Source organism: Amycolatopsis sp. Poz14, from assembly GCF_006704225.1.
In the GTDB taxonomy this organism is placed as follows: Bacteria; Actinomycetota; Actinomycetes; order Mycobacteriales; family Pseudonocardiaceae; genus Amycolatopsis; species Amycolatopsis nivea.
In genome coordinates, this window is the sequence record NZ_JACLHD010000001.1 from 8,981,529 (window position 1) to 8,993,169 (window position 11,641).

An 11,641-nucleotide genomic window follows, 5' to 3' on the forward strand; every position below is an offset into this window, starting at 1 on the left:
GAAACCGCTGGGTGCCGCTTTCGCCGCGGCGCCCAGCGGTTTTTTCAATACGGCAGCTTCCCCTGCGCGATCCCGTCGAGCGTGCCTTCCAGCACCCGGCGCAGATACCGCCACAACCCGGCCCCCAGCGAAATCCGGGCTACCCCCAGTTCGGCAAGCCCGGCCAGCCCCGGACCGCCGGGAAGCGCCGAAGCGTTGACCGGACCGCCCACCTGCCGGACGAATTCGGCCAGCACTTCCGGCGAACGCACGAGAATCGGGTACACACAGTCGGCCCCCGCCTCGAGATACGCACGCCCGCGAGCCACGGCGTCGTCGAGCACCGCCTGCTCGTCCGGTGCACCGAGGAACGAATCCACTCGCGCGTTGACCACCAGCCCGTCGCCAGCCGCCCGACGCAACTCGGCAATCCGTCCCGCTTGCTCGGCCGCCGGTCGCAAGGCGCCCTTGCCGTGGTCGGTGTCCTCGATATTGCAGCCGACCGCACCGATTTCCTTCAACCGGGCCGCGAGATCCGCCGGGCTCAAGTCATAACCGGCCTCGGCGTCCACCGTCACCGGCACGGACACCGCGTCCACGATCCGCTTGGCCGCCGCGAGCATCTCGTCCGCCGACGCGCCTTCGTGGTCCGCCTGCCCGAGCGCCGCCGCGACCGCCGCGGAACTCGTTGCCACCACCGGGAATCCGGCGGCTTCCACCGCTTGCGCGGTATCCGCGTCCCAAGCGTTCGGCAGAATCAACGGCTTCCCGGGCACATGCAGCGCCCGCAACTCCTCAGCACTCACTCCGCACGCTCCGGCAGCTCAGCGTGGCTCGCGACCATGAGCCGGTTCCAGGTGTTGATGGCGACGACACACCACGCGAGCGCGCGGTGCTGGTCCTCGGTGAAGACGCGGACCGCCTCGGCGTAAACGTCTTCGGGGACGTCCTTGTGGTCCGAGATCCGGGTCATCGCCTCGGTGTACGCGAGCGCGGCGCGTTCCTGCTCGGTGAACAGGTCGGTCTCGCGCCACCCCTCGAGCACGTAAAGCCGCCGCGGCGATTCCCCAGCCGCGACCGCCTCCGCCGCGTGCATGTCGAGGCAGTAGGCGCATCCGTTGATCTGCGACGCGCGCATCTTGACGAGCTCGATGAGCTTCACGTCGAGCCCCGCGTTCGCGCTGGCCTTCTTCACCTCGCCTTGCAGCTGGGACATCGCTCGATACAACTCGCCGGTGGCGAGCGCGATTCGCTTCGTCATGCCGCCCACGCTAATGGGGATTGGCCTAGCTGGGTGGTCCAGTTCGGCTTGGGTGGCGTGGGCCAGTCAGGGTCGCGGTCGCGCGTTGCAGGCGATCGCCGACGGATTAGGCGGCGCGAGCGTTTCGGTGACGACGCAGCCGCTCGAGACGGGCTCGCCGAACGGCCGGAACCTGGCCGCAAGAAGCCGATTGGCGAACGATTTCACCGCCCAGAGAGCGTCCAGCCAGCGATATTCGACGGCATGGACCCGGTCTACGGCATCGCCCGCGGGCAATGCCGGGGAAACCAGTAATCCGGGCAGCGGTCCGCGTCGAGCGTTCAGACGCAGGGTTGCGGCCGCCGGGCGATCGCCGCGACGGCCAGGCCCGGCGTCAGCGACCGCAGAACAGGCACAACGGCAGAACCAGCTCCAGGTCCGTCTTCCGCACCGGTTTCCCGTCCACCGGCGTCTTGCCCGGCGGGGTGTCCGCGTCCGGCTGGATGCCGCCCGCCGCGACCCGGTCCAGGGTGCGCAAACCGGCCGAGCCGACCGTGCCGAAGACCGTGTAGTTCGGCAGCAGGCTGGAATCCCCGTACACCACGAAGAACTGCGATCCGTTCGTGTCCGGGCCGGCGTTCGCCATGGCCAGCAGGCCGCGCGCGTACGTGCGGCGCTTGCCGGTCGGGTCGGACGGGGCGGGCGGGAGCGTCGTCGGGAGTTCGTCGCGGAACTTGTAGCCCGGGCCGCCCTCTCCGGTGCCGGACGGGTCGCCGCACTGCAGGACCTTCAGCGTCGGGTACGCGGTGAGCCGGTGGCAGGTCGTCTGGTTGTAGAAGCCGTGGGCGGCCAGGTGCAGGAAGCTCTGCACGGTGCACGGCGCCTGCGCGCGGTCGAGCCGCAGCGGGAGCAGGCCCTGGTTGGAGAACACGGCGACGTCGACACTGCCGTGGTCCGGCGTGTGTTTCGGGTCGCGCGGCAGGGAAACCGGGCGCACCGCGGGATCGTCCGGAGTCGAGGTGTACTGGCACGGCCCCGAGGTGACCTTCGGCGGCTCCGACGCCGCCGAAGCCGGTGCAGCGACGGCGACCAGCGACAACGCGGTCAGCACGGATACGAGCAGTCTCTTCATTCCGGTTCCCTCCCAGTGCACGGAGGATCGCAGTATAGGGACGGGAAACCGCCTGCGCTTCCGGCGAAAGTCGCATCCTGGCTCCCGCGACGGCTGGCAGCGCTGCCGAGCTAGCCCTTCAGCTCCGCGATCAACCGGTCCGCCGCCGCGAACGGGTCCAGTTCCCGCGCCACCACTCGTGCCGCCAGGTCGCCCAGCCGGTCGCCGTCTCGGAGGTCCGCCAGTTCCGCGTGCAACCTCCGCAACGCGATCGCGGCGACCTCCTCCCGGGCGCGGGCGGCGCGGCGGCGGTCCAGTTCCCCGTGCGCCACAAGCCATTCATGGTGCGTCCGCAACGCCGACACCACCTCGTCGACGCCCTCGCCCTTCGCCGCCACCGTGCGGACGATCGGCTGCCGCCAGCTCGGTCCGCGCAGTTCGCGCCGCGCGAGGGAGATCATCTGCTTGAGGTCGTGCACCGTCGCGTCGGCGCCGTCGCGGTCGGCCTTGTTGACCACGAACACGTCCGCGATCTCCAGCACTCCGGCTTTCGCCGCCTGGATGCCGTCGCCCATTCCAGGGGCCAGCAAGACCACCGTGGTGTCGGCCAGTTTCACAACGTCCACTTCGGACTGTCCAACCCCGACAGTCTCGATCAGCACCACGTCGAACCCGGCGGCGTCGAGCACCCGCACCGCCTGCGGGGTCGCCCACGAAAGGCCGCCGAGGTGGCCCCGGGTCGCCATCGAGCGGATGAACACGCCGGGGTCGGTGGCGTGCTCGGTCATCCGGATCCGGTCGCCGAGCAGCGCGCCGCCGGAGAACGGCGACGACGGGTCGATCGCCAGCACCCCGACCCGCAGTCCCTCGCCGCGCAGCGCGGTGAGCAGCGCGGACGTCGACGTCGACTTGCCGACCCCGGGCGGGCCGGTGAGGCCGACGACGCGGGCGCGCCCGGTGTAGGGCGTCAACGCACGCGCGATGTCCGCCACTCGCGGCGAAGAGTCCTCGACAAGAGAAATGAGCCGGGCGACCGCGCGCGGTTGTCCTTCCCGCGCGCGGCCGACCAGCTCATCGAGGTCCGGGCCGGCCAACTTACGCCGACGGGACGCGGATCAGCAGCGCGTCGCCCTGTCCGCCGCCGCCGCAGAGCGCGGCCGCGCCGAGACCGCCGCCGCGGCGGCGCAGTTCGTGCACCAGGTGCACGGCCAGCCGCGCACCGGAAGCGCCGATCGGGTGGCCGAGCGCGATCGCGCCGCCGTTGACGTTCACCTTCGACTCGTCCAGCCCGAGCTTCTCGCTCGACACCAGGCCGACCGCGGCGAACGCCTCGTTGATCTCCACCAGGTCCAGGTCGCCGACGTCCAGCTTCGCCTTCTTCAGCGCGGCGCGGATCGCGTTCGACGGCTGCTCGTGCAGGCTCGCGTCCGGACCGGCGACGACGCCGTGCGCGCCGATCTCGGCCAGCGGCGTGATGCCCAGTTCGGCCGCCTTCTCCGGGCTGGCCACGATCACCGCGGCCGCGCCGTCGGAAATCTGCGACGCCGAACCCGCGGTGATGGTGCCGTCCGAGGCGAACGCCGGACGCAGCTTCGCGAGGCTCTCGCCGGTGGTGTCGGCGCGCACGCCCTCGTCGGTGGAGAACACGACCGGGTCGCCCTTGCGCTGCGGAATCGACACCGGCGCGATCTCCTCGCGGAAGAACCCGGCCTCGATCGCCGCCGCGGCCCGCTGGTGCGAACGCGCGGAGAACGCGTCCTGCTGCTCGCGGGTGACGCTGTAGCGGCCGTTGTGCTTCTCCGTCGAAACACCCATCGCGACCTGGTCGAACGCGCAGAACAGGCCGTCGTAGGCCATGTGGTCGACCAGCGTGGTGTCGCCGTACTTGAACCCGGCGCGCGACTTCGGCAGCAGGTGCGGCGCCTGCGTCATCGACTCCTGGCCGCCCGCGACGACGAGGTCGAACTCGCCCGCGCGGATCAGCTGGTCGGCGAGCGCGATCGCGTCGAGGCCGGACAGGCAGACCTTGTTGATGGTCAGCGCCGGGACGTCCATCGGGATGCCCGCGGCGACCGCGGCCTGGCGTGCCGGGATCTGGCCCGCGCCCGCGGTGAGGACCTGGCCCATGATCGTGTACTGGACCTGGTCCGGGGAGACGCCGGCGCGTTCGAGCGCGGCCTTGATCGCGATCCCGCCCAGCTGGGCTCCCGAGAAGTCCTTCAACGAGCCGAGCAGCCGCCCGATCGGGGTACGGGCAGCGCCCAGGATCACGGAACCGGACACGACGTCCTCCAAAGCATCGGTGCACTGGCAGTGTTCCCACGATACGGCCTGCGCGGGGTTCCCGGCGCGTCTTGATGGAGCCAGTGTGAGGGGGCGCACGCGGGGTTCCGCGAGGCCCGCCGGGGCTTATCCTCCCCGGTATGGACACCGAGCCCAGCGCATCCGTGCTCAAGCCGTTCGTGACCGCGATCGACCACGTCGGCATCGCCGTGCCCGACCTCGACGCGGCCATCGCCTTCCACCGCGACCACTTCGGCCTGGAGGTCGCGCACGAGGAGGTGAACGACGAGCAGGGCGTGCGCGAGGCGATGCTGCGCGCCCCGGGTACCGCGGGCACCGAGACGATGATCCAGCTGCTCGCCCCGTCCCGCGACGATTCGACGATCGCCAAGTTCATCGGCCGCAACGGGCCGGGCCTGCAGCAGCTCGCGCTGCGAGTGTCCGATGTGGACGCTGCCGCGGAGGCACTGCGCGCGCAGGGGCTGCGGTTGCTGTACGACGCGGCCAAGCGCGGGACGTCGAACAGCCGGGTCAACTTCGTGCACCCGAAGGACGCTGGCGGGGTTCTGGTCGAGCTGGTGGAGCCCGCCGCCTCGCACTGAACCGCGTACCCAATGTGGCATTGGGTGCATGCGACGCACCCAATGCGGCGTTCGGTGCGTTGAGCGCACCCAATGAGGTTTCTCAGTAGCGCGGTACGCGGTGGGTTCGTGGCAGCGATGCTGGTCAGGTGCTGTAGGCGTCGGCTGGCTAGGCGCGCCAGGCGGCTCCTCCTCGCCCCCGCGCACCCACCCGTCGCCAGAGGGACGCAGCCATCCGCGAGCGCGCCGCGTGACGCTGCCCTCGGTCAAGGAGCGCGGTCGGGCTGGTGCGGAGGTCGTGAGGGGAACCCTGACGGAATCTGATTCCCTCAGGGTGCCCCTCACGGACGTCAACCGGAGCGGAGAAGCAACGCAGCCCGTCGACGCTGCGCCTCGCCGTACCAACGCCGCCCGCCGCGCCACTGAGAAAACCCCAATGCGGCATTGGGGCTCGGCCGGAGCGCGCTTCGGCGACAGGACCACCGCGGGCCAGGGCGAAGCGAGCCGGGCAAGTCGTGTCCGGGAGAAGTCGGTGGCGGCCAGGCCGTGAGCGGCGATGCCGGTTCTAACCGGCAGAAACACCCACGAGCACCTCACACCGCCGAAGCGGGCGGCTTGCCCTTGGCCGCCCGGGCGGACAGCGCGTTCGCCACGAACGTCAGCTCCCCGTCGAACTCCGCCGGGCGGTCGTCGCCGGTGTGGCGGGCCGTCGCGTGCCGGTGGGTGATCGCGCGGGCCAGCAGGCCGGACGCGTTGTCGATGTCCGCTCCAGGGAGCCGTCCGCCGGTGGCGGCCACGATCACCGACCGCATCAGGCGGACCAGTTGCTGGAATCGTTCGGACAGCGCGTCGCGGACCACGTGATGGGTGTCGGCCTCGCGCCACAGCAGGTGCGACAGCCCCAGCGAACCGGTGAACCGGCGGTCGAGTTCGCCGACCAGCCTGCGCAGCGAACCCGCCAGGTCGCCCGGAACGACGACCGCGGCGGGTTCGATGCGTTCGTCCGGCAGCCGGTCAACCAGGGCGGCCAGCAGGTCGGACTTGCGGCGGAAGTAATAGTGGACCAGGCCCTTCGGGACCCCGGCGCGCTCCGCGATGCGGGACGTCGGGGTCGCTTCGAAGCCGGACTCGGCGAACAGTTCCTCCGCCGCGCACAGGATCCGTTCTTTCGCCGAGTCGTCGGTCATGTCACCTTCCTCGTCAGGGCTTCATTGCCCCGATCAGTGCTGGCCCGCCATCCGGTGGGCGGCGTTGGCCTCCGGCATCGCGGCCGCGCCGGCGATGATCGTCAGCGCACCGCCGACCCAGGACGTCCACGACGCCCCGTTGAACTGCGTATACCCCATCACCCACGGCGCGATGAACAGCAACGCGCCGAGGACGATCTGCACGCCCTCGCCGTAAACCATGCTCGGCGACGCGAGCGACACCAGGCCGTCGATCGCGATCAGCGCACCGAGGACCACCATCGTCCACACCATCGTGGTGTTCGTGCTCAGCCAAAGGGGTGAAAGAGCGGCGACAACACCAATCACGACCTCGGCCCAGTCATAGGGCCGCGTCCAGGCGCGCGTCGAGACTTCACTCATTCGTGCTCACCTCCGCCGGAAAAGAGCCGTTCAGGGAGATTTCCCACTGCCGACTATGCTCCTTGACTGGCCAGCCGGTCAAGATTCGTGCGTCACACTTCGACTCGTGTACGGGGTGTCTGTCTCGTACAGTGAGGCCCCCGGTTACCGACGAGTAATTTCGTCCAGTCGCGCCGCGACCGACCCCTGGAGGTTCCCGATGACGCACCTCGACGAGATCCAGCAGGCGATCCTCGACGGCCGCCTCGACGCGATCGCCGAGCTGCCCGTGCCCGAGAGCTACCGGGGCGTCACCGTGCACGCCGACGAGGTCGACATGTTCGAAGGCCTCGAAAGCCGCGACAAGGACCCGCGCCGCTCGCTGCACGTGGACGAGGTCCCGACGCCCGAACTCGGTCCCGGCGAGGCGCTGGTCGCGGTGATGGCCAGCGCGATCAACTACAACACCGTCTGGACGTCGATCTTCGAGCCGATCCCGACGTTCAAGTTCCTGCGCAAGTACGGGAAGCTCTCGCCGCTGGCCAAGCGGCACGACCTGCCGTACCACGTGGTCGGCTCGGACCTGTCCGGCGTCGTGCTGCGCACCGGCGCGGGCGTGCACAACTGGAAGCCCGGCGACGAGGTCGTCGCGCACTGCCTGAACGTCGAGCTGGAAGGCCCGGACGGGCACAACGACACGATGCTCGACACCGAGCAGCGGATCTGGGGCTTCGAGACCAACTTCGGCGGGCTCGCCGAGGTCGCGCTGGTCAAGGCGAACCAGCTGATGCCGAAGCCGGCCCACCTGACCTGGGAGGAGTCCGCCTCCCCCGGGCTGGTGAACTCGACCGCGTACCGGCAGCTGGTGTCGCGCAACGGCGCGGACATGAAGCAGGGCGACGTCGTGCTGATCTGGGGCGCGTCCGGCGGCCTCGGCTCGTACGCGACGCAGTACGCGCTCAACGGCGGCGCGATCCCAGTGTGCGTCGTGTCCAGCCCGGAGAAGGCCGAGATCTGCCGGAAGCTGGGCGCGGAGCTGATCATCGACCGCACCGCCGAGGGCTACCAGTTCTGGAAGAACGAGAACGAGCAGGACCCGAAGGAATGGCAGCGGTTCGGCGCGAAGATCCGCGAGCTGACCGGCGGCGAGGACCCGGACATCGTGTTCGAGCACCCGGGCCGCGAGACCTTCGGCGCTTCGGTCTACGCCGCGCGCAAGGGCGGCACCATCGTCACCTGCGCGTCCACGTCGGGCTACATGCACCAGTACGACAACCGGTACCTGTGGATGAACCTGAAGCGGATCATCGGGTCGCACTTCGCGAACTACCGCGAATCGTGGGAGGCCAACCGGCTGATCGCAAAGGGCCTCATCCACCCGACGCTGTCGAAGACCTACTCGCTCGAAGAAACCGGCCAGGCCGCCCTTGACGTGCACCGCAACGCGCACCAGGGCAAGGTCGGCGTGCTCGCGCTCGCCCCGGAAGAAGGACTCGGCGTGCGCGACGAGGAGCTGCGCGCGAAGCACCTCGACGGCATCAACGCCTTCCGCGGCGCGTGAGGGCAGACCACCTGCCTCTTCGGTCCGGCCGCTCGCCGCACGAGCGGCCGGACCCCGTGGGTGCTCACCCGTCCGTGACCGCGGAGCGACTACGGTGGTGTCATGAGTCTTGGCGATGAACGCGAACTCGTGCCGCTGGGAGCCGGCTTCGACGTAGCGAAGCGGGGGTACAGCCGGGCCCAGGTCGACGAGCACCTGGAACGGCTCGACGGCGACCTGAAGATGCTCACCGCCGACCGCGACGCCGCCATCGCCCAAGCCGGCGACCTGGCCCGGCAGCTTGAGGTCGCGCGCGGCGAGATCGCCGATCTGCGCGGTCAGGTCGACCGGCTCGCGCAGCCGCCGACGAGCGTCGAGGGCCTGTCCGAACGCCTCCAGCGGATGCTGCGGCTGGCGCAGGACGAGGCCGCGGACACGCGGGCCCGCGCCGAGGCCGAGGCAGGCCACATCCGGGCCAAGGCGGAGACCGACGCCAGCGCCATGCGCGCCCGGTACGAGCAGCTGCTCACCGAACTCGACCTGCGCCGCAAGGAAATGGAAGCCGAGCACCGCAAGGTGCTCGAGGACGCGCGCGCCGAGGCCAAGCGGATCACCGACGAGGCCGAGGCCGAGCGCAAGAAGCTCGACGCGGAGTCCGAGGCCCGCCGCACGCAGGTCGAGGAAGACTTCGAGATCGCGATGGCGACGCGGCGCGCCGAGGCGATGCGCGTGCTGGCCGAGCAGGAGGCGGCCAGCAAGGCCGAAGCCGAGCGCCGGGTCCGCGAGGCCGCCGAGGACGCGGCCGCGATCCGGGCGAAGGTGCTGGAGGAGGAGACGGCCGCCAAGGCCGACATCGACCGCCGCCAGCGCGAATCGGTCGCCGACGCGAACAAGCGCCGCCAGGACTCGATCACCGAGGCCAACGCGCGGCTCGCGGAAGCGGCGGACGAGGCGCGCCGCCGCGTCCGCACCGCCACCGACGAGTCCAACCGCCGGATCACCCAGGCCAACGAGCGGGTCGAGGCCCTGCGCGCGGTCCGGGCGAGCCTGGCCGAGCAGGTCCGGTCGGCGCGCACCGTGCTGGCCGAGGCGCAGCACGTGCTCGGCGAGATGGACGGCGAGGTGCCCGCGGACATCAAGGCCGCCGCCGAGACGGCCAACGGCTCCGGGCCGAAGTCCGCGAATGGATCCCCGGCTGGCGGCGCGAAGGCGAGCAGCGCCCAGCCGAGCGGCAACGCGGGTGCGCAGAACAGCAAGCCCAGCACTCCGGCCGGGCAGAAATCCACTGGTCAGGGCGGCAAGAACGCCCCGGCGAACAGCGGAAAGCCCGCGGCGAGCGGCGACGTCGAGCAGACCGTCCGACTGCGCACGTCCGACGTGCCCAAGCCGCAGCCGCAACCGCGCCCGGCGGGAAAACCGACTGGCGAGTAACCTTCCCCCGCGAAGGGGCCGCGCCGCCCCGCTGACCGATTCGCCGGGAGGTTGTGGATGGCTGTCTATCGGACTGTGGTGGTGGGCACGGACGGGTCCGACTCGTCCTTCGCCGCGGTGGACAAGGCCGCCGGGGTGGCTGCCGACGCGGGAGCGACGCTGGTCGTCGTCTGCGCGTACCACCCGGCCAGCCGCCAAGACGTGGAACGCGCGCAGGACGAACTGGGCGACGAGGCCTATCAGGTAGTCGGGTCCGCGCCCGCTGAGGACACGCTGCAGTCCGCACGGGACCGCGCGGCGAAGGCCGGCGCCGCGAACATCGAAACGGTCGCGCTGGAGGGTCAGCCGGTCGACATGCTGCGCAAGGTCGTGAAGGACCGCGAGGCCGACCTTCTGGTGGTCGGCAACCGCGGCCTCAACACGCTGACCGGGCGGATCCTGGGCTCGGTGCCGTCGGAGGTGGCCCGGAAGTCGGGCGTCGACGTGCTGATCGTGCACACCACCTGAGGCCGTGGCCGATCCTTACCGGGACCTGCAGCAGCGGCTGGAACGCGCGCTGCTGGGCGGCCCTCGCCGCTACACCCGGCTCGAAGTAGCGAAACGGGCCGGAGTACCCGAAGAACGCTCGCGGCGGCTGTGGCGGGCGCTGGGTTTCGCCACCGTCGAAGACGACGAGGTGGTGTTCACCGACGCCGACGTCGAAGCCATGCGCATCGCCGACGGCCTGGTGAGTTCCGGCCTGGTCGCGCCCGGCATGGAAGTCGCGGTGACCCGTGCCCTCGGCCAGCATCTGTCCCGGCTGGCCGAGTGGCAGGTCCACATGCTGTGGTCGCTGATCACCGAAAACCCGGAACTGGCCCGCAGCGACCGGCAGGTCACCCGCCTGGTGGAACGCCTGCTCCCCGAACTGGAGCAAGTGCAGAATTACGTCTGGCGCCGCCACCTGGCCGCGTTCGCCGGCCGCGCCTTCGCCAGCCCCGACGAGGACCTGGAAACGCGCGCCCTGGTAGTCGGCTTCGTCGACATGGTCGGCTACACGCGCTTCACGAGAGAAGCCGACGAGGAAGAGTTGACCCAGGTCCTGGACGGCTTCGAATCCCTGGCCACCGAAGTCATCGCGGAACACCACGGCCGGGTCGTGAAAATGATCGGCGACGAAGTCCTGTTCGTCACCGACACCCCCGCCGACGGCGCGGAAATCGCCCTGACGCTAGCCGAACGCACCGGCGAAGACGGCGGCCTCCCCGCAGTCCGAGCCGGAATGGCCTCGGGCCGAGTCCTGTCCCGCTTCGGCGACGTCTACGGCTCCGTAGTGAACCTGGCCGCGCGACTCACGTCAGCCGCAAGGCCAGGAACCGTACTGGTCGACCGAGAACTGGCCGGGGAACTGGAACCCTTGCCACAGTTCGATCTCCGCACCCGCCGCCCCATCGCAGTCCGCGGCTACAACCGCCTACGCCCGTCTGCCCTACGGCGAGCGAAAGACAAACCCACCGGCCGCTTCGCGTCGTCCCAGCAACTGGCCGCGGAAATGCTAGGCCTAGGCGACCAGCCGACGCCCGAACCCCCGGAGTCAGACGACTTCCCCACCCCCGCTGCTCCCCGCAAACGCCGCCGACGCCGCTGACCCCGTACGTGAGGGCCACCCTCATTGACTCTGATTCCCTCAGGGTTCCCCTCACGACCCGCCACTCGGTCGTGAGGGGCCCTTCACGGACCACCGCCGCGCCGCCGCTGGGGTGCCGCCCCCAATGCGGCATTGGGTGCGTCAGATGCACCCAATGTGGCGTTCGGTGCGTGAGATGCACCCAATGCCACATTGGTGCGCTAACCCCCACCCAAACCGCAGCCAGCCCACTCAACGCATCGAGGGCCCCAGCCGCACCGGTGCACCCAGCTATCGAGGCA

General features: G+C 70.4%; 12 protein-coding genes. 5 read left to right on the forward strand and 7 right to left on the reverse strand.

The annotated features are described in order from the left end of the window. Nucleotides 1-44: 44 nt before the first annotated feature. From FKO37_RS41755 to FKO37_RS41775, 5 genes are all read right to left on the reverse strand, one after another. Entirely contained in the window at nucleotides 45-785 is a 741-nt protein-coding gene (locus FKO37_RS41755; protein ID WP_238607948.1) for an isocitrate lyase/phosphoenolpyruvate mutase family protein, read from the reverse strand. After that, a complete protein-coding gene (locus tag FKO37_RS41760) occupies nucleotides 782-1,240 on the reverse strand; it encodes a carboxymuconolactone decarboxylase family protein (RefSeq protein ID WP_037812138.1) in 459 nt (152 codons plus the stop codon). Before FKO37_RS41760 ends, FKO37_RS41755 begins: the two co-directional genes overlap by 4 nt. Nucleotides 1,241-1,613: 373 nt before the next feature. After that, nucleotides 1,614-2,351 carry a peptidylprolyl isomerase gene (locus tag FKO37_RS41765; RefSeq protein WP_238607949.1) on the reverse strand — a complete coding sequence of 246 codons (738 nt, stop codon included), beginning with the start codon at nucleotides 2,349-2,351 and terminating at the stop codon, nucleotides 1,614-1,616. Nucleotides 2,352-2,461: 110 nt separating this feature from the next. Continuing rightward, nucleotides 2,462-3,424 (reverse strand): methylmalonyl Co-A mutase-associated GTPase MeaB, encoded by a 963-nt coding sequence (gene meaB / locus FKO37_RS41770; RefSeq protein WP_037811909.1) that lies wholly within the window; start codon nucleotides 3,422-3,424, stop codon nucleotides 2,462-2,464. 1 nt (nucleotide 3,425) lies between these two features. After that, complete coding sequence (locus FKO37_RS41775; RefSeq protein WP_037812139.1) at nucleotides 3,426-4,613, reverse strand: acetyl-CoA C-acetyltransferase; 1,188 nt, start codon at nucleotides 4,611-4,613, stop codon at nucleotides 3,426-3,428. A gap of 140 nt (nucleotides 4,614-4,753) precedes the next feature. Between FKO37_RS41775 and mce the strand changes: the two genes are divergently transcribed. Next, nucleotides 4,754-5,215, forward strand: coding sequence for a methylmalonyl-CoA epimerase (mce, locus tag FKO37_RS41780; RefSeq protein ID WP_037811910.1), 462 nt, complete (start codon nucleotides 4,754-4,756; stop codon nucleotides 5,213-5,215). Between the two features lie 572 nt (nucleotides 5,216-5,787). Here the strand turns inward: mce and FKO37_RS41785 are convergent. Next, nucleotides 5,788-6,381, reverse strand: a complete 594-nt coding sequence (locus FKO37_RS41785; protein WP_037811911.1) for a TetR/AcrR family transcriptional regulator — start codon at nucleotides 6,379-6,381, stop codon at nucleotides 5,788-5,790. Nucleotides 6,382-6,414: 33 nt separating this feature from the next. Further along, nucleotides 6,415-6,783, reverse strand: coding sequence for an SPW repeat protein (locus FKO37_RS41790; RefSeq protein WP_051173160.1), 369 nt, complete (start codon nucleotides 6,781-6,783; stop codon nucleotides 6,415-6,417). Nucleotides 6,784-6,982: 199 nt separating this feature from the next. Here FKO37_RS41790 and ccrA point away from each other — a divergent pair, with 199 nt between their 5' ends. The 4 genes from ccrA to FKO37_RS41810 all read left to right on the forward strand — a co-directional run bounded on the left by ccrA (nucleotide 6,983) and on the right by FKO37_RS41810 (nucleotide 11,360). Next, nucleotides 6,983-8,323 carry a crotonyl-CoA carboxylase/reductase gene (gene ccrA, locus FKO37_RS41795; protein ID WP_037811912.1) on the forward strand — a complete coding sequence of 447 codons (1,341 nt, stop codon included), beginning with the start codon at nucleotides 6,983-6,985 and terminating at the stop codon, nucleotides 8,321-8,323. Nucleotides 8,324-8,452: 129 nt separating this feature from the next. Further along, nucleotides 8,453-9,733 (forward strand): chromosome segregation protein, encoded by a 1,281-nt coding sequence (locus FKO37_RS41800; protein WP_374204470.1) that lies wholly within the window; start codon nucleotides 8,453-8,455, stop codon nucleotides 9,731-9,733. A gap of 57 nt (nucleotides 9,734-9,790) precedes the next feature. Then, complete coding sequence (locus FKO37_RS41805; RefSeq protein ID WP_037811913.1) at nucleotides 9,791-10,240, forward strand: universal stress protein; 450 nt, start codon at nucleotides 9,791-9,793, stop codon at nucleotides 10,238-10,240. A 4-nt stretch (nucleotides 10,241-10,244) separates the two neighbouring features. Continuing rightward, nucleotides 10,245-11,360 carry an adenylate/guanylate cyclase domain-containing protein gene (locus tag FKO37_RS41810; protein ID WP_238607951.1) on the forward strand — a complete coding sequence of 372 codons (1,116 nt, stop codon included), beginning with the start codon at nucleotides 10,245-10,247 and terminating at the stop codon, nucleotides 11,358-11,360. Nucleotides 11,361-11,641: the final 281 nt, after the last annotated feature.